The sequence below is a fragment of the Natronoarchaeum sp. GCM10025321 genome (genome assembly GCF_042663585.1).
In the GTDB taxonomy this organism is placed as follows: domain Archaea; phylum Halobacteriota; class Halobacteria; order Halobacteriales; family Natronoarchaeaceae; genus Natranaeroarchaeum.
The window spans coordinates 2,349,852-2,369,134 of sequence record NZ_JBHTAN010000006.1 but is presented as its reverse complement, the minus strand read 5'-3'; the positions used below and the strand labels follow the sequence as shown (position 1 = coordinate 2,369,134).

The following is a 19,283-nucleotide window of genomic DNA, read 5'->3' as shown; positions in this document are numbered from 1 at the left end:
CCAATGGCAGAAGTAACACTCGACAACGTCACGAAACGGTACGAAGACGTAACGGCGGTCGACAGCATGACCCTCGATATCGAACACGGCGAGTTCGTCACGCTCGTCGGGCCTTCGGGCTGTGGGAAGTCGACCACGATGGAAACGATTGCGGGGCTCACGCTCCCGACGGAGGGCACCGTCCACATCGGCGGACGGGACGTCACGAACCTCCCGCCGAAAGACCGGGGCATCTCGATGGTGTTTCAGAACATCGCGCTGTTCCCGCACATGGACGTGTACGACAACATCTCCTTCGGGCTCCGGCTCCGAAAGTACGACCAGGAGGAGGTCGACCGGCGCGTCGAGGAGGCCGCCGACATCGTCCAGCTAGAGGGGATGATGGACCGGATGCCCTCCGAGATGTCCGGCGGCCAACGCCAGCGTGTCGCGATCGCACGCGCGATCGTTCGGGATCCGGACGTCTTCCTGATGGACGAACCGCTGGCGAACCTCGACGCGGAACTCAAGGTCCATATGCGGACCCAGCTTCAGCGGCTCCATAAACAACTGGATACGACGATCATCTACGTCACGCACGATCAGGCTCAGGCGATGACGATGTCCGATCGGATCGCGGTGATCGACGCCGGTAATCTCCAGCAGGTCGCGTCGCCGCTGGAGTGTTACAACACGCCGACGAACCTCTTCGTCGCCGGGTTCATCGGCTCGCCGTCGATGAACTTCATGGACGGGGAGATCACCGAGGACGGTTTCACGTCCGAGTACGCGACGATCGACTTCGATCCGACGACACACGATGTCGAACCGGGCCAGCGGGTCACGCTCGGGGTGCGTCCCGAGGACGTCCACCTCGAACGCGATCAGTCGGACGCCGCCGTGGCGACCCGGACGTTCAACGTCGTGACGGACGTGCTCGAACCGATGGGCGACGAACTGTTCGTCTACCTGCTGATGGAGCGTGACGTCGAAGCAAGCGCCGAGGGCCGCGGCGAAGGGCAGTTGCTGATGAGCGTCGGCCCGGACACGACTATCGCCGAGGACGAGGAGGTAACGGTCATCCTCGACCGCGAGAAGATCCACCTCTTCGACACGAACACCGGGGACGCCATCGTCCACGGCCTCGAACCGAAGTCAGTGCCCGAACCCTAGACGCTCCCTTTCGACTCGCGTTCGTTTTCCGTATCAATGACTGCCAGTAGCCGCCGCTCGCGGTTGCTCTCTGTGGGAAAAAACTGCGCGCAGTCAGTCGTCCGCGACGACCGGATCGGTCGCAGCGTCGACCATCCCGAGCACATCGTCGAAGAAGTCCAGCGAGTCGTGCGGGCCGGGGTTGGCTTCGGGGTGGTACTGGCGCGTGATGATCTCCAGGTCGTCGTTGTCGAGTCCTTCGGGGGTGTCGTCGTTGACGTTGAACTGGGTCACATCGAGGTTCTCACCGGGGTCGGTGACGGTGTAACCGTGATTCTGGGTCGTCATGACGACGCGGTTGGTGCGGACGTCCATGACTGGCTGGTTGACGCCGCGGTGGCCGAAGTCCATCTTCTCGGTGGTGCCGCCGAGCGCCCGGGCGACGATCTGCTGGCCGAGACAGATCCCCGCGATCGGCACCTCGCCCGCGTAGTGGTCTACCAGTTCGACGGCGCTCTCGAAGTTGGCCGGATCGCCGGGGCCGTTCGAGATGAAGAGCACGTCCGGTTCGGTCGCCGCGACGTCCTCGACGGTGGCGTCGTAGGGGAGTACGTCGACGTCAGCGCCGCGCTCGAGTAGCGAGTCGACGATCGAACCCTTGTGGCCACAGTCGATCAGCGTGATCGAGGCCTCCCCGTCTCCTGCGTGGGTCTCGCGCTCATCGACGCTCACCTGTGCACCGATATCCGTGTGCTCGCTCATCTCCTTGCAGGCGTGTAGCTGTGCCAGCGCGTCCGCCTCGGTGACGTCCTCGCCGACGACGATACCACACTTCATCGCACCCTCTTCGCGGATGTCGGTCACGAGGTCACGCGTGTCGAGGTGGTCGACGGCGGGGACGTCCTCTTCGTCCAGCCACTCGACGATTTCCTCGGTGAGTTCTCGGGCGACGACGGCGTTGGGGTGGACGCGTCCGGACTCGAATCGCTCCTTTCGGACGCCGTAGTTGCCGATGAGCGGGTACGAGAAAGTGAGCACCTGCTCCTCGTATGAGGGGTCGGTCAGGCTCTCCTCGTAGCCCGTGTATGCTGTCGTGAAAACGAGTTCGCCGTGTGTACTTCCGGGAACGCGACCACGTGCCTCGACGACATGGCCACCCTCCAGCGCTACGTAGGCATCCATCGTTACGAAATGCGTACAGTCTCACCGCTCATAAAGATTTCTTTCGAAGCCAGGCTACGAATTTCGTAATCGGTAAGTGTACCGAGATGAAACGTTGGTGTATCATGGACGACCTCGACAGAGAGATACTGGATGTCCTGCGGCGGGACGCCCGGACGCCGTACACGGAGATCGCCGAACAGGTCGATACCTCCGAAGGCACCGTCCGTAACCGCGTCGAGCGGATGACCGAGGACGGCGTTATCGAGCGCTTTACCGTCACGACGCGCACCGGAAACGTCAAAGCGATGATCGAGGTCAGCGTCGCAGTCGACGTCGACACGACTGCCGTCTCCGAGCGCATGACCGACTGGAAGGAGGTCGATTTCGTCTGGCAGGTCAGCGGCGAGGAAGACGTCGTGCTGGTCGTCGACGCCGCGGACACACAGGATCTCAACGAACTGATCACGAAAACCCGCGAACTCGACGACGTCGTGAGCACCGAGACGCGCCTGATTCTCGACGAGCAGTTGGGCTAACGGCATCTCTCGTCAGGTCCTTCGAGTCTCGAAATGTGGTCAGTAAGGGGGTGTTCGGTCCCGCTCTCGGTCGCACGCAAAACCGAAGCCGGTTTTACGCTGGTATTCGATCGTTTTCATAATGAGTACCGAGGACGCCGACGCGCCAGTACACGAGAATGCCGGTCAGGACGTTATTGCGGTCGACGCCGAGGACGAGCCCGAGGGGCTCGTGAACCGACTAGACGCCCATACGGGCGACGGGATCCGCCACCGCGCGTTTACCGCGCTCATCTTCGACGGCAACGGTCGCATCCTGCTCGCCCAGCGCGCCCCGAACAAACGCCTCTGGGACACCTACTGGGACGGCACCGTCGCCTCCCACCCCGTCGAGGGCCAGAGCCAGAAGGAGGCGACACGAGAACGTCTCGAAGAGGAACTCGGCATCACACCCGACCAGTACTCCGACCTGCGACTTACGGACCGTTTCGAGTACAAACGGTATTACGAGAACGCGGGCCTCGAACACGAGGTCTGTGCCGTCCTCCAGATAACTCTCGACGATACCAGCCTCGATCCCGACGAGGAGGAGGTTGCTGGCCTGATGTGGGTGCCGTACGAGCGCCTGCACGAACACCCCGAGTGGTACCGACAACTGCGTCTCTGCCCCTGGTTCGAAATCGCGATGCGCCGGGACCTCAATCAGTAGCGTCGGAACCCTCTTCGCTGTTCCTCGAAACGGAATACACAGCTACCGGAGTGACGGCTCCTCCGGCGATCTGATCTCGTTCGTCTGGCCTCCCTGTGGGCGTCGTTCCGTGACGACATCTCCCCTTCTCGACGGTGTTGTGATATATGCTATCAATCGACAAGGGTTTATAAGTCAACGGCACCTAACCGTAGATACAGGTAGGGAAGCCGTCGCCGAGACGGCGACCCATCCAGATGAGTCCACAATGAGTACGACCGCAACGCGCCGTGGCCGGACCCGCATCAGCATGAGCAGAACCGAACAGTGGGTCGTCCATCACGTCATGCTCGCCGAGGTCGAAGCACGCTATGACGACGACGAGTCGCCGCCGTGGTGGGCACTTGCGGTCCTGGAAAAGCTAGAAGACCGGCCGGTAACGGAGCGTGACGACGGGGATCGCTCGTTCACCTGCTACGAGGCGTGGCGGGTGCGACGCGCACTCAGGGAGTACGCGGAATCTCCCGACACGCCGACCGAAGACGTCACGGCGGCCATCGACGTCGCACGGCGCCTCGACGAGTCCTTTGTCGAACCCCCGACAGCGATCAGCTAGCGGCGGGTCGTCGCCCATACTGCGACCGCACCCAGTACCAGCGCGGGGACCATTGGCATCACGATCAACGAGACCCAGAACGGCAGTGCTGGCGGGCGGAGATACACCGTCACCGGCGCGATGACGAACGCGAGGATCAGTGTACCGATCAGCACCCAGCCACGCCAGCCGAACTCGCGGTCGACCGTGGCGGGATGGACTGACTCGTCGACGCTCTCACCGTCCTCGTCGAACGTGCCCGGTTCGTGGGTGTACCCGCCGTCCGTGGCGTCCTCTCTCGCATCCATAGCCTCGGCTCCCGAACCATCACTGGCCGTCTCCCCGTCGGTCTCCGCGTCAGGCGTCGAACTCACTGTCAGGAGTTATCACTACTTTCCCAAAGCCCTCACGGTTCTCCAGTATGCGATGGGCCTGTGCCGTCTCGCTCATCGGCAGTCGGTCGCGGATCCGCACGTCGAAGCTGCCGTCCCAGACGAGTTCGAGGACGTCGTCTATCTCGCCGGGCGTCGCCATCGTCGATCCGAGCACCGAAAGCTGGTTCCAGAAGATCCGATTGATGTTGGTCTCGGGCGCGTGGCCGGTCGTCGCGCCACAGGTGATCAGGCGGCCGCCCTTCGCCAGACTCGCCAGCGAGTCGGTCCACGTCGCCGCGCCGACGTGGTCGACGACGACGTCGACCCCTCGTTTGCCAGTCACTGATCGAATCTCCCCGGCGAAGTCGTCGCGCTCGTAGTTGATCGCGGCCTCCGCGCCGATCTCCTCGGCGTACGCGCACTTCTCGTCGCTTCCGCCGGTGGCGTACACCGTTGCCCCCGCATAATCGGCGATCTGTACGGCGGCGTGGCCGACGCCCCCGCTCGCACCAAGCACCAGCACGTCTTCGCCCGGCGAGACGTCGGCCCGCGTCATCAGCATCCGCCAGGCCGTCTGGAACACGAGCGGCGCGGCGGCGGCCGTCTCCCAGTCGACGCCCTCGGGTACTGGGACGAGGTTCTCGGCCGGGACGGCGGCGCGTTCGGAGTGCACACCGGGGAGATGCTCGCCGATGACCCGGTAGTTCACACACATCGACTGTTCGCCGTGCCGGCAGAACTCACACTCGCCACAGTACTGGCCCGCCGCGAGCGCGACCCGGTCACCTGGGACGAACCGCGAGACGTTTTCGCCCACCGCTTCGACGACCCCTGCAGCGTCACTTCCGGGAACGTGGGGCAGGTCGAGGCCGACGCCCGGCAGTCCGCGCCGGGTCCAGATGTCGAGATGGTTCAGCGCCCCCGCCTTGACGTCGAACAGCACCTCGTCCTCGCCCGGGTCGGGATCGGGATACTCGCCGTACTCGATGACGTTCCTGTCGCCGTGATCGGTGAACTGAACAGCCTGCATGGCTAGGGCGTCCGAGCGAACGGTGAAAAGCCCTACCGCCGCTCGTGCTCGTCGTCCCCGTATCGAGTCTGTTCGAGCACCAGATGCGGGACAATGACGCCGACGAACCCGACGACCGCGAAGACGGCCTCCGAGGGGAGTGCGGTGAACTCGTACAGTGCGAACAGCAACACCATCGCGAGCAGTACACAGCCGCCGATGATCCCGTTCTCCCGCGTCACGATCCCCTCGCGCCGGATCGTGATGTAGATCCCGGCGACGACGAGCACGACGATGCCGACCAGGACGGCCACGAGCAGGTCCATCGATCCGGTGGTCAGGGCAACAAGGAGTCCGACACCGACCAGTACGAAGCTGATCGCGAGCGCAGTCGTCGCGACCGGGCCTTCGAGATACGCTGTCTCTCCAGTTGTCGTGTCTTCGGAGGGCATAGTTCGTCACTCACAGCGTGTTGACAAAAGCGCTTGCCCGACTGTCCCCTAGCAGGGATTTTACTACCGGCGTCCGAACGAGCCATATGGTCGATTTCCAGCAACGCGATACCTCGCGGGGTCTCGGCGGCGACGACTCCGAAGCGGACGAATCGGACGACGAGCAATCTCCTGAAGACGACGAGTCACACCACCACGGCGAGGGAGACGAGCACGCTCACGACGAGAGCCATCACGGCCACGACGACGAGCACCATCATCACGACGTCGAGTCGCTCGGTGCGGCGGTCGTCACCGTCTCCTCCTCGCGCACGCTCGACGACGACCCGGCTGGCGACGCCATCACCGCGGCGTTCGAGCGCGAGGGCCACGACGTCGTCGCCCGCGAACTGGTCGGGGACGCCCACGGTGCGATCCGGGACGCCGTCGACGCGCTCGCGGCGAGTACGGACGTCGACACGGTCGTCACCACCGGCGGCACCGGCGTCACGCCCGACGACGTAACGATCGAGGCGGTCTCCGACCTATTCGATCAGGAGTTGCCCGGCTTCGGCGAACTGTTCCGGATGCTCTCCTACGACGAGATCGGCACCCGGATCGTCGGCACGCGCGCGACGGCCGGGATCGTGGACGAGACGCCAGTCTTCTGCCTGCCGGGTAGCGAGAACGCCGCACGGTTGGGCGCAGAAGAGATCATCGTCGAGGAGGCTGGCCACCTCGCGGGACTGGCGGGGCGCTGAGCTACGCGGGCAGCGGACAGAGACTCGCCGTGAGCACCGCCACCTCCTCGCCCTCGTTTCGCGCGCCGTGGCTGACACCGCGCTCGTGGAGCACAACGCCGGGCGCACTGATGGTCTCCTCACTATCGCCCTGTACCACTGTCACTTCCCCCTCGATGACGTGAAAGACGTTCGTCGCGTCGGCGTGCTCGTGGGGCGATAGTTCCGCGCCGGGGGCGAGCGCGAACGCTTTGACGAGCACGTCGTCGGTCACGACGACTTCCGTGTCGAGGACTTCTCCGTCCGCCGGATCGAGTTCTGGTAACTGATCGAGTGTCATACTGTTCGGTACCGGTGCCATTGTGATGAATCTGCGGGGGTCCGATCTCTTTCCGATGAGTCGAAAAAGAAGACTACTCGGCGGCCAACTCCTCGGCGACGGCTTCGGGATCTAGCAGTTCGGGATCGACCGCCAGATCTGCCTGCGCGCTAACGAACTCCGGGAGCGACTGCCGGTCGTAGACGACGGCGCGGACGTCCTCGTTGATGTCTTTCGCGATGGGGATGGCCGTCGCCTGCTCGACGTCCGTGAGGACGAACAGGGCGGCCCGGTGGACGCCTGCCTCCTCCAGTTCCGGTCGGGTCGCCATCCCGTCGACGTGTGCGACCTCGACGCCCTGCTCGCGTAGTTGTTCGCCCAACTCGTCCGGATCGGGACCTGCAAGGATTGCGTACATTACTCGTACTCGATCGTTGCGGGCGGTTTGTGGGTGACGTCGTAGACGACGCGGGCGACGTTCTCGTGAGAGCCGGTGATCCGGCTCTGGATGCGCTGGAGCGTCTCCCAGTCGATTTCCTGTGCGCGCGCGGTCATCCCGTCGCGGGACTCGACCGACCGGACCGAGACGACCCAGCCGTGGACCCGGTTGTCACCTTTGACACCGGTCGCCTTGCCAATCACCGCGGCGAGGGCCTGCCACGGGTCGTACTCCTCTAGCTCTTCCTCGACGACGTGGTTGGCCTCGCGGGCGACTTCGAGTTTCTCCGCGGTCACTTCGCCGATGATCCGCACGGCGAGGCCAGGGCCGGGGAACGGCATCCGCTCGGCGACGAGTTCGTCCAGATCGAGTTCGCGCGCGACCTCGCGGACCTCGTCCTTGTAGAGGTCCCGCATCGGTTCGACGATCCCCTCGAAATCGACGACTTCGGGGAGCCCACCGACGTTGTGGTGGGACTTGATCGTCCCTTCGGACTCGATCCGGTCGGGGTAGATCGTCCCCTGCACGAGGTAGTCGGCGTCGACCTCCGTGGCGACCGTCTCGAACTCCCGGATGAACTGCTCGCCGATGATGTGGCGCTTCTCCTCGGGGTCGGTCGTGTCGCCGAGCGCGTCGAGGAAGCGCTCCTGTGCGTCGACGATCTGCAGCGAGTCCATGTACGAGAAGGTCTCGCGGATCTGCTCGGTCTCGCCTTTCCGCATCAGTCCGGTATCGACGTACACCGGCGTTAACTGGTCGCCGATGGCCTCGTAGGCCAGCGCGGCCGCGGTCGAGGAGTCGACCCCGCCCGACAGCGCGATGACGGCGTTCTTCTCGCCGACTGCGCTCTCTATCTCTGCTATCTTTTCCGTGATGAATGAATCTACGTCTACCATTAGAGTTCGACCTCGGTCTGTGTGTCGGCATCGTCCGCAGCCGCGATCATCGCGTCGAGCAGTCCGACAAAGGGCGGACTCGCACGGGTCGGCCGCGAGCGGAACTCGGGATGGAACTGCGTGCCGAAGAAGTACGGATGGTCGTCGAGTTCGACGATCTCCATCCGGTTGTTCGACGTGCCCGAGAAGACGAGGCCGGCCTCTTCTAGCCGGTCGATATACTCGGGATTGACCTCGTAGCGGTGACGATGCCGTTCGGTACAGGACGTCGCGTCGTACACCTCGTGGGCGAGTGTCCCGCTCTCGATGTCGGTCTCGTGTGCGCCCAGACGCATCGTCCCGCCCATGTCCTCGACCTCGTACTGCTCGGGCAGGATGTCGATAATCGGGTAGGGCGTCTCCTCCTCGATCTCGGCGGAGTGGGCACCCTCCAGTCCGAGGACGTTCCGGGCGTACTCGACGACGGCCATCTGGAAGCCCAGACAGAGGCCGAGGTAGGGAACGTCGTTCTCTCGGGCGTACCTGACAGCCTCGATCTTCCCTTCGGTCCCGCGGGAGCCAAAGCCGCCGGGGACGACGATTCCGTCAAGGTCGTCTAGTTCGCCGCCGTCGCCGTCAGCGAGATCCTCGGAGTGGATCCACGTGACGTTCACGTCGACGCCGGCTTCGAGGCCGGCATGTTTCAGCGCTTCGTGGATCGACATGTAGGCGTCTTCGAGACCGTACTTGCCGACCAGTCCGACTTCCACCTCGCCGGTCGTCTCCTGGGTGACTAGCTCTCGCCACTGGTTGTCGCGTTCGGCTTTCGGCAGTGCGATGTCCGCGATATTCAGTCGCTCCATGACGTACTCGTCGAGACCTTCCTCCTCGACCATCAGCGGCACGTGATAGATGTCCTTGACGTCCGGGTTCGAGAAGACGGCGTCAGTCGGGACGTCACAGAACAGCGCGATTTTCTCTTTGGTCTGGGGATCGAGTTTGTTCTCGCAGCGCCCGACGAGAATGTCAGGCTGGAGACCGATCGAGCGCAGTTCCTTGACGCTGTGCTGGGTCGGCTTGGTCTTCTGTTCGCCGTTTTTCGAGTACGGAACGAGGGTGACGTGGGTAAAGAGAATGTCCTCGTCGTCTTCCTCGTGGGCGAACTGCCGAAGGGCTTCGAGATACGGCATCCCCTCGATGTCGCCGACGGTGCCGCCGACCTCGATGAGACAGACGTCGGTCCCCGCGGCGGCCTCACGGATCCGCCGCTTGATGTCGTTCGTGATGTGGGGGATGATCTGGACGGTCTTCCCGAGGTAATCGCCCGCGCGCTCTTTCTCGATGACGTGTTTGTACGTCTTCCCCGTCGTGACGTTGTGGTCGAAGGTCATGTCGATGTCGAGGAACCGTTCGTAGTTCCCCAGGTCGAGGTCGACCTCGCCGCCGTCTTTTAACACGTACACTTCGCCGTGCTGGTAGGGGTTCATCGTTCCGGCATCCACGTTGAGATACGGATCGATCTTCACTGCCGTAACGTCGAACCCGGCGTTTTTCAGGAGTCGGCCGGTGCTGGCGGCCGTGATTCCCTTTCCGAGTCCCGACATCACGCCTCCGGTAACGAAAATGAACTTGTTCCCGAGGGAGGGGTCGTATTCTGTGTCCGGTTCGGTCGGCATACCGACTTTCCGCGAGCGCGGGTCAAAATGATTTCGGACGGCGGCCGTCACGATAGGGTGTGACATCACATGATTCCTCCCTACTGGCGGTCTCATCTAGTAAATGATGAACATGTGGAAACGTTTAGTACGGTTCGACCAGTACAGGTCTCTATCACATTCGACCCGGACGCGACGGTACAGTCAGTCGTCGATTCGACGCCTGGCACCGTCTACTGCCGTCGACCCGGCGATTCGCACGCCGTCGAGAGCGCCAGCGCCGGCGTCCGCGACCTGACCGGCTACGCGCCCGAGGAACTCGCTGGGGACGACCGGGGGTGGCTCGACATCGTCCACGGGGACGACCGCACGGCGCTCGTCGAGGCCGTCGCGGGCGTTCCGACGACGCCTGCGACCGAACACACCTACCGGATCCGGACTGCCGGCGGCCGAGAGCGCTGGGTCCGCGACCGCTTCCACTCGACCAGTGACGGCCGACAGGTCGAGGGGTTCGTCGTCGACGTCACCGAGCAGATGACCGACCGACAGGAGCTACAGGCCGACGCGAAGCTTCTCGACGCCGTCTTCGAGTCAATCCCCGTCCACACCTACGTGAAAGATCAAGAGGGACGACACCAGCGAGTCAGTGAGCATCTCGGTATCGCCGACAAACTAGTCGGAAACACCGATAGCGACCTCGACATCGTCTCGGAACAGCATGCCCATCAGGCTCACGAGGCCGATATGCAGGTCATCGAGGAGGGCGAATCGATCACCGATACTGAGGAGTATCTGCCCAGCATCGATCAGTGGAACCTCACCTCGAAAGTGCCGCTGTACGTCGATGGCGAAGTCGCCGGACTAATCGGCGTCTCACGGCGGATCACCGAGCACAAGCGTACGGAACGGGAGCTACGACTGAAAACGGAGCGGCTAGAGGAGTTCGTCGATACCGTCACACACGACATCACAAACCCCCTCTCGATCGCCCGCGGATACGTCGACCTCGCGCTCGAAGCCGACGGGGACGAGCAACACTTACAGGAGGTCGCCCAGTCGCTCGAGCGGATCGACGAGATTATCGACGACGTCCTGACACTGTCACGAACCGGCTACGTCGACCTGGATACCGAGACGGTCTCGCTTGCAGAGGTCTGTCGGACGGCGTGGAAAAACGTCGTTTCTTCGAGTGCCTCGCTCTCGATTCGGGAGGAAGACGCGGAGTTCGTGGCCGACCGCTCACAGCTTTTGCGCATCTTCGAGAACCTCTTCAGAAACGCACTCGACCACTGCAGTGACGACGTTTCGATCATCGTCGAGGCGCTGTACGACCCCTCGGGTCGGACGATCGGATTCGCTATCGAGGACGACGGCCCGGGCATCCCGAGCGACGAGCGTGACTGCGTCTTCGATACGAACTACACCATCGACGACGGAGGCTCCGGCTTTGGCCTCTCTATCGTCGACGACATCGTCGACGCCCACGGCTGGTCGATCGATATCATAGAGAGCGAGACTGGCGGCGCTCGCTTCGAGATCACCGGCGTTTAGCCGTCCGCGGAGTTCTAGGAGGCCTCGCTGAGACGCGTTTCCGCGCGGTCGACGGATCGGTCGATCACTTCGGCGAGTCGTGCGTACACCGCGAGCAACGGAAACGTCGTCTCGCAGTGCTGGTAGAGATACTCCGCGAGACCGGTCATCGGGTCGGGCAGGTCGCGGCGCTGTCGTTCGAGAAACGCCTGTCGCTCGTCGACGATGTCGTCACACTGCTCGCGGAGTTCGAGCAGGCGGGTTCGGGTCAGCCGAAGGCTGTTGAACTCCATCCGCTCGATCGGCTGGTCGAGGATCGAGTCGATCTGCTGGATCATCTTCATGACGGTCTCTTCGGCCTCGTCGAGGCGGGCTTCCTCGTCGTCGATCAGCCGGAGTATCTCACCACGAGCCCTGATGGCCTCGTTCGTCGTGACGACGAGATTCCGCTTCAGTGGGGGATACAGCCCGCCCTCACCCGTCACTGCGGCGGCGAGTTCCTCGCCTAGCTCGCCGGCCATGTGCTCTGGTAGCGACTCGTTGTAGGCCAGTTCGTAGTGTGGGACGTCCATCACGGTGTCGGCGTAGGCGTCACGCACGGATTGCAGGCCTGTCGACCCCGCGCCAGTGAGCGGGAACTGCTGGTGCCCCGCCCCCGGACTCGTCGTGTCGATCTCCGTGACGCGCTCTTTGAACGCTTTGAGCGCTTCGCGTTCGTCGCGCAACTGTCTGCGCTCCCGTTGCAGTGCTCGTCTCGCTGCGTCGATCGGTCCCGTCGGCGCGTTGACTCCCACAACGGTCGTAGGTCGGCGGGTAATCGATATAAACCTGTCCTCACTGCTGGGGGCGCTACTGCCACAAATATATAGCAGAATATAGTACTATTGTGAAGAACATATCGTTATGACATTAAATATATAGCTCATAGCAGCCTACTTATTACACTCTTTCATAGCAATAGTCGATGGCACAGAACCACTCGGGAACGGAGCACAGCGCCGGACGAACTGACAGCACGCGACGAAGTTTCCTCGCATCTGCGGGTGTCGTCGGTGGACTGGCGATGGCTGGCTGCCTCGAAAGTGAGGCCGACGAAGAAGCAAGCCTCTCAGGAACGATCGATGTCGCCGGATCGAGTACGGTGTTTCCCCTGATGAGCGCCGTCCTAGAGAAGTTCGAAAAGGAGTACCTCCCGGAGGAGTACCCCGACGCTGAAGTCGAAACCAACATCAGCAGTACAGGCTCGGGCGGTGGGTTCGCGGATCACTTCTGTCCCGGAAACACGGACTTTAACAACGCGAGCCGCCCGATCAAAGAGGAGGAAGAGCAGCTGTGTGCGGACAACGGCGTCGAATACATCGAACTGGTCGCCGCGACGGACGCCCTGACAGTCGTCGTCAACAACGACAACGACTTCGCGACGGAGATGACCGTCGAGGAACTCGCCCAGATCTGGGAGTCCGACGCGGCGTCGACGTGGAACGAGGTCAACTCCGACTGGCCCGAGGAACCGATCGAGCGGTACGGTGCCGCCGACACCTCCGGTACCTACGACTACTTCATCAGCAACGTTCAGGGCGAAGACCGTGGCCACACCGACGACTATCAGGCCACCGAGCAGGACAACACTATCGTCGAAGGTGTCTCGGGAAGCGAGTACGCCATCGGCTACTTCGGATTCGCGTACTACTACCAGAACCCCGACACGGTGACTGCGGTCGCAATCGACGACGGCGACGGTCCCGTCGAACCCAGCCTCGAAACTGCCTCTGCAGGCGAGTACACGCCGCTTTCGCGGAAGCTGTACACCTACCCCTCGATGGAGTCTCTCGGCAAGGAACACATCGCCGAGTTCTCCCGGTATTTCCTCGAACAGACCACCAACGAGGAACTGGTCGCCGGAGACGTCGGCTACGTGCCGAGTACCGAAGAGACCAAAGAGGCCCAGATGGAGACACTCGAAAACGCTATCGAAGAGGCTCAGGGATAACCCGCTGACAATGAAACGGTGTACTACCCGAAGTGGCGTCGGCAACTGTCTCCCCCGTCACTTCGATGCTGGCTCGGGGCGAAGGGTCCGACTCGACGGCACCGCCCCGAGTGACGCGAACCCGTCGCGAGGCGAGGGACGATGAGCGACGCGTCCGCGTCTCCGGATCTCTCCGGCTCTCGCGGTATCGAACGGATCCGCGAGAGCACGTATGCGGGGCTGTTTATGGCCTGTGCGGCGCTAACGATCTTTACGACCGTTGGGATCTTTCTGACACTGCTATCCGACTCCGTCGCGTTTTTCCTCGAGTATCCGATCAGAGACTTTCTGTTCGGTCTCAGCTGGAGTCCGAATCCGGCCGGTGGTAGTGTCGCGTTCGGTATCATCCCCCTACTGATCGGAACTATCGTCGTGACGATCACTGCGGCGTTTGTCGCCCTACCGATTGGAACGCTGACGGCAATCTACCTCAGCGAGTACGCCACACCCCGCGCACGTTCGGTCCTCAAACCGATGCTCGAAATCCTGGCGGGCATCCCGACGGTCGTCTACGGCTACTTCGCACTGGTGTACGTCACACCCGCGCTCAAGGCGACGCTGTTCCCGTCGATGAGCACGTTCAACGCGCTCTCGGCGTCGCTGATGGTCGGCATCATGACCATCCCGATGGTCTCCTCGATCAGCGAGGACGCGATGAGTGCGGTTCCCGACAGCCTTCGACAGGCCGGCTACGGCCTCGGAGCGACGAAGTTCGAGGTCTCGACCGGAATCGTCGTCCCGGCGTCGATCTCCGGAATCGTCTCCTCGTACATTCTCGCGGTCTCGCGTGCGATCGGTGAGACGATGGTCGTCGTGGTCGCGATGGGGGCCCAGGCCAACCTGCCGGCGATCCGGAGCGGCCTGGGTGGTATTCCCTTCATCCACCCCGGCGACGTCCTGCTCGAACCGGGCATGACGATCACTGTGGCGATGGTACAGATCGTCGGTGGCGACCTCACCGGCGGATCGCTCCCCTACGACGCGATGTTCGCGCGAGGGCTTTCACTGTTCGTCGTCACGCTGACGATGAACATTATCAGCGATATAATCGCGGAACGCTATCGCGAGGAGTACTAATATGGCTGTTACTGACTCTACGACCGACTTCGAACCGGTGAGTCGACTGCGAGGTGTCGTCTTCGAGAAACTGTCGCTGGGCGCGTCCGTCTTCGGAATCGTTGCGCTCGCCGTGTTGCTGATCTACGTCGTCATCGACGCGTTCGATCTCACCGCCGCGTCGCCGGAATGGCTGCTGACGTTCTTCATTACGCTCGTCCTGCCCTTTGTCGCCTTCTCGCTGTACAGCGCGAACGACAGGACGTTGACCAGACAGATCGTCGTCGCGCTCGGCGGCGGCCTCGTCGCGACGGCAGTCCTTTTCTATGCCTTCGAGCTACTGATCAGACCGATCCCGCGGCTCTCCTGGCAACTCACATATCTGTTCGTCGTCGTTATCCCGACCACGGGCTACGTGGCGGTTGCCGGGACTCGAGAGCAGATGGGGCAGGTCGGATTCGGCGTCCTCGGCCGACTGCTCGGGGGCGCTGGCCTCGGCGGTGCCTTCGTGATCCTGTTCGACGTCTTCGACGCCCGACTCTGGTTCCTGACGTACACGATTGCACTCCTGCCGGCCCTTGGATTGTACGCGTGGGGACGGATTTCCGGCTCCCGACTTTCCGCCCTGACGCTCCCAGTCGCGATTGCGGGGACCGCCGCCGCCGTGTTCGTCAACCAGAGCATTTCGGTGTATCCGACGGCCTGGCCGATCTACATCTGGACCGTCGTGATCCCGGTCGCAGCGGCGACTGGGCTACTGTACTCCCGCCGACGCGGCCGGCGGGCCGGTCTCGCAATCGGAGGCTTCGTTCTCGTGTCAGTCGTCGTCGGTAGTCTCCTCGCGGGTGTGATGGGGATACCCCAGGGCAATGCGGCGCTGGTCCTGGTGACGACCATCGTTCCGACGACCGTTTACGCCGGGACGGTGGTCGATACTACTGCCGGTCGGATCGGCCTGCTCTTTCCGGTAGTACTCGTCGTGGGGACGCTTGCCGGCGCGACGCTGGTCAGCACCTTCGGTTTCCCGGCACCGGATCCGTGGATCGACCCATCCTACGTGACGAACAGTCCGTCGAGAACGCCGAGTCAGGCCGGTCTGTATCCCGCAATCGTCGGATCGGTTATGATCATCGCACTCGTTGCAGTGCTCTCGTTCGTCCTCGGGATCGGATCGGCAGTCTTCCTGGAGGAGTACACTGCTGGTAGCGGTATCGTCGGCGGAATCACGCGAGTGATCCAGATCAATATCGCGAACCTCGCGGCCGTCCCGTCGGTCGTCTACGGTCTACTGGGACTCGGCCTCTTCGCCAACGCGCTCGGCTTTGGTTTCGGGACCGTGGTGACCGCCGCGGCGACTCTCTCGCTACTGATCCTACCGATCACGATCATCTCGGCACAGGAGGCGATCCGGTCAGTGCCCGACGACCTCAGACAGGGGTCGTACGCGATGGGGGCAACCCGATGGCAGACGACGAAAAACGTCGTCCTGCCCGAGTCCTTCTCGGGCATCCTGACCGGGACGATTCTCGCACTCGGTCGGGCAATCGGTGAGACGGCTCCCCTGATCATGATCGGCGCCCCGACGACGGTGTTCAATGCGCCGGACGGCCTCTGGAGCCGTGCCAGTGCGATGCCGATGCAGATCTTCGCCTGGTCCGACTTCCCGCAAGAAGACTTCCGCTACGGCGTCGTGGCGGCCGGTGTCGTCACACTACTGGTCGTCCTGCTGGGTATGAACGCGACGGCAATCATCATGCGTAACCGGTCCGAACGAGATCTATGACAACGAACGAATCACTCATCACGACGAACGTATCGGTCGACGAACCGACTGAGCGGGCCGATCAGCCCGACCGGACTATCGTCTCGTCGGAGGCCCTCGACGTCTACTACGGCGACGAATGTGCCCTCAGCGACGTCTCAATCGAGATTCCGGAACACAAGGTAACGGCGATTATCGGCCCTTCCGGCTGTGGGAAATCGACGTTCCTGCGCTGTGTCAACCGAATGAACGATCTGATCGACGCCTGCAACGTCGAGGGGAACCTCAGTTTCCGCGAGAAGGGCATCTACGATGACGACGTCGACCCCGTTGCGCTTCGCCGGAAGATCGGGATGGTGTTCCAGAAGCCGAACCCGTTCCCGAAATCGATCTACGACAACGTCGCCTACGGTCTCCACGTACAGGGGAAAGCGGACGAGGTCGACCTCGACGACGCCGTCGAGGAGGCGCTTCGTGGCGCGGCCCTCTGGGACGAAGTCAAAGACCAGTTGGACTCGTCTGGACTGGCTCTCTCGGGCGGCCAGCAACAGCGGCTCTGTATCGCTCGTGCTATCGCGACCGATCCAGAAGTGATCCTGATGGACGAACCGACCTCGGCACTCGACCCGGTTGCCGCCTCGAAGATCGAGGATCTCATCTCCGACCTGGTCGAGGAGTACACCGTCATCATCGTCACGCACAACATGCAGCAGGCGGCCCGCATCTCCGACAAAACCGCTGTCTTCCTGACCGGCGGCAAACTCGTCGAGTTCGACGACACCAGCAAGATCTTCGAGAACCCCGAGCACCAGCGCGTCGAGGATTACATCACCGGCAAATTCGGATAACCATGCCACGAAACGACTACCAACGACAGCTCGAATCGCTTCGCGAGGACGTCCTCGACATGAGTGACCTCGTCGTCGGGCGCCTCGATACTGCGCTCGAAGCGCTGGATACAGGGGATGAGACACTCGCCGAGCGTGTCGTCGCCGGTGACGACGAGATCAATCGGCTCTATCTCGATCTGGAGGGTGAGTGCGTCGACCTGCTGGCGCTCCAGCAGCCAGTCGCGACCGATCTCCGGTTTATCGCCGCCTCGTTCAAGATTATCACCGATCTGGAGCGGATCGCCGATCTGGCGACGAACCTGGCCGAATACGCCGGTACGGTCGCGCACGATCAGACCACACGGTCCGAACTGCGAGAGATCGGCGAGGCCACAACCGAGATGGTCGAGACGGCGATGGACGCGTACGCTCGCGACGATACCGATGCGGCCTACGACGTCGCGGAGCGAGACGACGCGGTCGACGACTACTGCGAGCAGGCGAGCAGCCGGATCGTCCGGGACCTGCTCGAGAGCGAACGCCCGGTCGATGGCCCGGTCGAGTCGATGCTCGACGACGTCTCGACGCATCTGCTGACGATCCGGGACCTCGAACGCGTCGGCGACCACGCGGTTAACATCGCCGCCCGGACGCTGTACATGGTCGAGAACGACGACGAGTTGATCTACTGATCATGTCCCCAACTACACCGGGTGCCGGCCGATGACGGCGAACGCGAACGGGAACGCCGAACCGGTCGAGCGGAAGGTGCAACTTACCGGTGGTTCGACCTACACGATTTCGCTGCCCAAAGAGTGGGCGACCACGAACAACGTCGAGACGGGCACGCCGCTCGTCCTGTATCCGAGCGACGACCGTCTCGTGGCGCTCAAACGGACGGCACAGACCGGGGCTGATGCGATTACTATCGACATCCGCGACGTCGACCCCGAGGCGCTGAAGAAGACCCTCGAAACCGCCTACGTCACGGGCTACGACGAGATCACGCTCCAGTCGTCCACCTCGCTCACGCCCGAGCAGCGCCGCGCGGCCCGATCGGCCGTCAACGGCCTCGTCGGCGTCGAGATCCAGTCGGTCACCGAGGAGTCCCTGCTCGTCCACAGCCTGCTCGACAGTACGGAGGTATCGCTCCGCCAGACCGTCGTACAGATGCAACTGACCGCGCTCTCGATGCACGAGGATGCGATCCTGGCAATCGTCGAAGACGACGCAGAACTGGCACGCCGCGTCGTCGACCAGGACGACGATGTCGACCGCCTGTTCGCCCTGGTGAGTCGTCAGTTCCACCGCGGCCTCGCGGAGTTCCGCGAGATCGCCCAACTCGACGTGGACCGACAGACAGCGTTTGCTCACTATCGGATCGCCAGACAACTGGAGCGGGTTGGCGATCACGCCGAGAAAACCGCGGTCGTGGCGACGCGCCAACACGACGCCCCGCCCGAGCGATTCCACGAGGAACTCGTGGCGCTCGGCGATCAGTCGCGCGACCTGCTGCGGGCCTCGCTAGACGCCACGCTGGATGGCGGTTCGATATCGGATTTACAGGAGGTACTGGTCGACCGCGATACGGTCGTCGAGGACGTACGAACGCTGGACCGCTCGCTCTACGACGAGGAAGTTCCGGAGCCACAACTGCTCGCGAGTGTCCTCGACAGTATCGAGCGGATCGCCGAGTACGGCGCGAACATCGCCGAGACGGGTCTCCAGTCGGCGCTTCGCTCGGACGATCCGTAGGTTATTTTCCCAGAATGTCGCCTTTCGTTTCGGCGACGGCCGCCATCACCGCTTTTCGGTCCTCGTCGGCGATGTCGAACTCGCCCAGTGCATCGTCGAGATGGCCCGCCACCGCCGCGAACTCCCCCTCGTCGATTGCGAGATGCTCGTGGGCCCGACGCATGTTTTCACCCTCGTACCTGTCAGGACCGCCAGCTACGGCGGAGATGAACGCAGTCTGGTGTGCGCGCTGGCGTTCCATGTCGACCTCCTCGAAGTACGGTGCCAACTGGTCGTCCGCGAGCACGCGGTCGTAGAACTCCTCGACGACCGCACCGATCGCTTCCTCGCCGCCGAGTCGCCCGTACAGCGTCGTCTCGGTCATGGCACCGTTTTGGACTCCGGTC

Annotated in this window: 22 protein-coding genes; 12 read left to right on the top strand and 10 right to left on the bottom strand. The window is 62.9% G+C overall.

The features are described 5' to 3' along the window. The first annotated feature begins 3 nt into the window (after window positions 1-3). Window positions 4-1,152: an ABC transporter ATP-binding protein gene (locus ACFQL3_RS15055; RefSeq protein ID WP_377055743.1), complete on the top strand. Its 1,149-nt coding sequence runs from the start codon at window positions 4-6 to the stop codon at window positions 1,150-1,152. A gap of 93 nt (window positions 1,153-1,245) precedes the next feature. Here the strand turns inward: ACFQL3_RS15055 and carA are convergent, their stop codons facing one another. Then, complete coding sequence (carA, locus tag ACFQL3_RS15050; protein WP_377055741.1) at window positions 1,246-2,313, bottom strand: glutamine-hydrolyzing carbamoyl-phosphate synthase small subunit; 1,068 nt, start codon at window positions 2,311-2,313, stop codon at window positions 1,246-1,248. Between the two features lie 104 nt (window positions 2,314-2,417). On the opposite strand from carA, the gene ACFQL3_RS15045 reads away from it, so the two are divergent. The 3 genes from ACFQL3_RS15045 to ACFQL3_RS15035 all read left to right on the top strand — a co-directional run bounded on the left by ACFQL3_RS15045 (window position 2,418) and on the right by ACFQL3_RS15035 (window position 4,114). Continuing rightward, complete coding sequence (locus ACFQL3_RS15045) at window positions 2,418-2,831, top strand: Lrp/AsnC family transcriptional regulator (protein WP_377055739.1); 414 nt, start codon at window positions 2,418-2,420, stop codon at window positions 2,829-2,831. 121 nt (window positions 2,832-2,952) lie between these two features. After that, entirely contained in the window at window positions 2,953-3,519 is a 567-nt protein-coding gene (locus tag ACFQL3_RS15040; RefSeq protein WP_377055737.1) for an NUDIX hydrolase, read from the top strand. A 247-nt stretch (window positions 3,520-3,766) separates the two neighbouring features. Continuing rightward, on the top strand, window positions 3,767-4,114 hold the full coding sequence (locus ACFQL3_RS15035; protein ID WP_377055735.1) for a hypothetical protein: 348 nt from the start codon (window positions 3,767-3,769) through the stop codon (window positions 4,112-4,114). Here the strand turns inward: ACFQL3_RS15035 and ACFQL3_RS15030 are convergent. Genes ACFQL3_RS15030 through ACFQL3_RS15020 form a run of 3 tightly spaced genes read right to left on the bottom strand, consistent with a single transcriptional unit; the run spans window position 4,111 to window position 5,928 of the window. Further along, window positions 4,111-4,467, bottom strand: coding sequence for a hypothetical protein (locus tag ACFQL3_RS15030; RefSeq protein ID WP_377055733.1), 357 nt, complete (start codon window positions 4,465-4,467; stop codon window positions 4,111-4,113). The genes ACFQL3_RS15035 and ACFQL3_RS15030 overlap by 4 nt on opposite strands. Beyond that, window positions 4,451-5,497 carry a zinc-binding dehydrogenase gene (locus ACFQL3_RS15025; protein WP_377055731.1) on the bottom strand — a complete coding sequence of 349 codons (1,047 nt, stop codon included), beginning with the start codon at window positions 5,495-5,497 and terminating at the stop codon, window positions 4,451-4,453. Before ACFQL3_RS15025 ends, ACFQL3_RS15030 begins: the two co-directional genes overlap by 17 nt. A gap of 32 nt (window positions 5,498-5,529) precedes the next feature. Then, complete coding sequence (locus tag ACFQL3_RS15020) at window positions 5,530-5,928, bottom strand: hypothetical protein (protein WP_377055729.1); 399 nt, start codon at window positions 5,926-5,928, stop codon at window positions 5,530-5,532. 86 nt (window positions 5,929-6,014) lie between these two features. On the opposite strand from ACFQL3_RS15020, the gene ACFQL3_RS15015 reads away from it, so the two are divergent. Then, on the top strand, window positions 6,015-6,668 hold the full coding sequence (locus tag ACFQL3_RS15015) for a MogA/MoaB family molybdenum cofactor biosynthesis protein (RefSeq protein WP_377055727.1): 654 nt from the start codon (window positions 6,015-6,017) through the stop codon (window positions 6,666-6,668). 1 nt (window position 6,669) lies between these two features. On the opposite strand, the gene ACFQL3_RS15010 is transcribed toward ACFQL3_RS15015, so the two are convergent. The 4 genes from ACFQL3_RS15010 to pyrG all read right to left on the bottom strand — a co-directional run bounded on the left by ACFQL3_RS15010 (window position 6,670) and on the right by pyrG (window position 9,956). Then, complete coding sequence (locus ACFQL3_RS15010) at window positions 6,670-6,987, bottom strand: cupin domain-containing protein (RefSeq protein WP_377055725.1); 318 nt, start codon at window positions 6,985-6,987, stop codon at window positions 6,670-6,672. Between the two features lie 73 nt (window positions 6,988-7,060). Then, the gene (locus ACFQL3_RS15005) at window positions 7,061-7,384 is read right to left on the bottom strand and encodes a DUF7126 family protein (protein ID WP_377055723.1); all 324 of its coding nucleotides are present in this window, start codon (window positions 7,382-7,384) and stop codon (window positions 7,061-7,063) included. Next, complete coding sequence (gene guaA, locus ACFQL3_RS15000) at window positions 7,384-8,301, bottom strand: glutamine-hydrolyzing GMP synthase (RefSeq protein WP_377055721.1); 918 nt, start codon at window positions 8,299-8,301, stop codon at window positions 7,384-7,386. The genes ACFQL3_RS15005 and guaA overlap by 1 nt, the downstream gene beginning before the upstream one ends. Next, a complete protein-coding gene (gene pyrG / locus ACFQL3_RS14995; RefSeq protein WP_377055719.1) occupies window positions 8,301-9,956 on the bottom strand; it encodes a glutamine hydrolyzing CTP synthase in 1,656 nt (551 codons plus the stop codon). Before pyrG ends, guaA begins: the two co-directional genes overlap by 1 nt. Window positions 9,957-10,070: 114 nt before the next feature. Between pyrG and ACFQL3_RS14990 the strand changes: the two genes are divergently transcribed. Beyond that, a complete protein-coding gene (locus ACFQL3_RS14990) occupies window positions 10,071-11,486 on the top strand; it encodes a PAS domain-containing sensor histidine kinase (protein ID WP_377055717.1) in 1,416 nt (471 codons plus the stop codon). Window positions 11,487-11,500: 14 nt separating this feature from the next. Here the strand turns inward: ACFQL3_RS14990 and ACFQL3_RS14985 are convergent, their stop codons facing one another. Further along, window positions 11,501-12,259, bottom strand: a complete 759-nt coding sequence (locus ACFQL3_RS14985) for a DUF7260 family protein (protein ID WP_377055715.1) — start codon at window positions 12,257-12,259, stop codon at window positions 11,501-11,503. A 170-nt stretch (window positions 12,260-12,429) separates the two neighbouring features. Here ACFQL3_RS14985 and ACFQL3_RS14980 point away from each other — a divergent pair, with 170 nt between their 5' ends. The 6 genes from ACFQL3_RS14980 to ACFQL3_RS14955 all read left to right on the top strand — a co-directional run bounded on the left by ACFQL3_RS14980 (window position 12,430) and on the right by ACFQL3_RS14955 (window position 18,897). Then, window positions 12,430-13,455, top strand: coding sequence for a PstS family phosphate ABC transporter substrate-binding protein (locus ACFQL3_RS14980; protein ID WP_377055713.1), 1,026 nt, complete (start codon window positions 12,430-12,432; stop codon window positions 13,453-13,455). Window positions 13,456-13,596: 141 nt separating this feature from the next. After that, a complete protein-coding gene (pstC, locus tag ACFQL3_RS14975) occupies window positions 13,597-14,571 on the top strand; it encodes a phosphate ABC transporter permease subunit PstC (protein ID WP_377055711.1) in 975 nt (324 codons plus the stop codon). 1 nt (window position 14,572) lies between these two features. Next, on the top strand, window positions 14,573-16,333 hold the full coding sequence (gene pstA, locus ACFQL3_RS14970) for a phosphate ABC transporter permease PstA (RefSeq protein ID WP_377055709.1): 1,761 nt from the start codon (window positions 14,573-14,575) through the stop codon (window positions 16,331-16,333). Next, window positions 16,330-17,160: a phosphate ABC transporter ATP-binding protein PstB gene (gene pstB / locus ACFQL3_RS14965; protein WP_377055707.1), complete on the top strand. Its 831-nt coding sequence runs from the start codon at window positions 16,330-16,332 to the stop codon at window positions 17,158-17,160. The genes pstA and pstB overlap by 4 nt, the downstream gene beginning before the upstream one ends. A gap of 2 nt (window positions 17,161-17,162) precedes the next feature. Continuing rightward, a complete protein-coding gene (gene phoU / locus ACFQL3_RS14960; RefSeq protein WP_377055705.1) occupies window positions 17,163-17,834 on the top strand; it encodes a phosphate signaling complex protein PhoU in 672 nt (223 codons plus the stop codon). Between the two features lie 31 nt (window positions 17,835-17,865). Further along, window positions 17,866-18,897: a PhoU domain-containing protein gene (locus ACFQL3_RS14955; RefSeq protein ID WP_377055703.1), complete on the top strand. Its 1,032-nt coding sequence runs from the start codon at window positions 17,866-17,868 to the stop codon at window positions 18,895-18,897. Window position 18,898: 1 nt separating this feature from the next. Here ACFQL3_RS14955 and ACFQL3_RS14950 read toward each other — a convergent pair whose 3' ends face one another. Further along, on the bottom strand, window positions 18,899-19,261 hold the full coding sequence (locus ACFQL3_RS14950) for a group I truncated hemoglobin (protein ID WP_377055701.1): 363 nt from the start codon (window positions 19,259-19,261) through the stop codon (window positions 18,899-18,901). Window positions 19,262-19,283 lie beyond the last annotated feature (22 nt).

Coding starts and splice junctions, on each gene's coding strand:
- ACFQL3_RS15055 (WP_377055743.1), top strand. CDS start 4: ATGGCAGAAGTAACACTCGACAACGTCACGAAACGGTACGAAGACGTA.
- carA (WP_377055741.1), bottom strand. CDS start 2,313: ATGGATGCCTACGTAGCGCTGGAGGGTGGCCATGTCGTCGAGGCACGT.
- ACFQL3_RS15045 (WP_377055739.1), top strand. CDS start 2,418: ATGGACGACCTCGACAGAGAGATACTGGATGTCCTGCGGCGGGACGCC.
- ACFQL3_RS15040 (WP_377055737.1), top strand. CDS start 2,953: ATGAGTACCGAGGACGCCGACGCGCCAGTACACGAGAATGCCGGTCAG.
- ACFQL3_RS15035 (WP_377055735.1), top strand. CDS start 3,767: ATGAGTACGACCGCAACGCGCCGTGGCCGGACCCGCATCAGCATGAGC.
- ACFQL3_RS15025 (WP_377055731.1), bottom strand. CDS start 5,497: ATGCAGGCTGTTCAGTTCACCGATCACGGCGACAGGAACGTCATCGAG.
- ACFQL3_RS15020 (WP_377055729.1), bottom strand. CDS start 5,928: ATGCCCTCCGAAGACACGACAACTGGAGAGACAGCGTATCTCGAAGGC.
- ACFQL3_RS15015 (WP_377055727.1), top strand. CDS start 6,015: ATGGTCGATTTCCAGCAACGCGATACCTCGCGGGGTCTCGGCGGCGAC.
- ACFQL3_RS15010 (WP_377055725.1), bottom strand. CDS start 6,987: ATGACACTCGATCAGTTACCAGAACTCGATCCGGCGGACGGAGAAGTC.
- ACFQL3_RS15005 (WP_377055723.1), bottom strand. CDS start 7,384: ATGTACGCAATCCTTGCAGGTCCCGATCCGGACGAGTTGGGCGAACAA.
- guaA (WP_377055721.1), bottom strand. CDS start 8,301: ATGGTAGACGTAGATTCATTCATCACGGAAAAGATAGCAGAGATAGAG.
- pyrG (WP_377055719.1), bottom strand. CDS start 9,956: ATGCCGACCGAACCGGACACAGAATACGACCCCTCCCTCGGGAACAAG.
- ACFQL3_RS14980 (WP_377055713.1), top strand. CDS start 12,430: ATGGCACAGAACCACTCGGGAACGGAGCACAGCGCCGGACGAACTGAC.
- pstC (WP_377055711.1), top strand. CDS start 13,597: ATGAGCGACGCGTCCGCGTCTCCGGATCTCTCCGGCTCTCGCGGTATC.
- pstA (WP_377055709.1), top strand. CDS start 14,573: ATGGCTGTTACTGACTCTACGACCGACTTCGAACCGGTGAGTCGACTG.
- pstB (WP_377055707.1), top strand. CDS start 16,330: ATGACAACGAACGAATCACTCATCACGACGAACGTATCGGTCGACGAA.
- phoU (WP_377055705.1), top strand. CDS start 17,163: ATGCCACGAAACGACTACCAACGACAGCTCGAATCGCTTCGCGAGGAC.
- ACFQL3_RS14955 (WP_377055703.1), top strand. CDS start 17,866: ATGACGGCGAACGCGAACGGGAACGCCGAACCGGTCGAGCGGAAGGTG.
- ACFQL3_RS14950 (WP_377055701.1), bottom strand. CDS start 19,261: ATGACCGAGACGACGCTGTACGGGCGACTCGGCGGCGAGGAAGCGATC.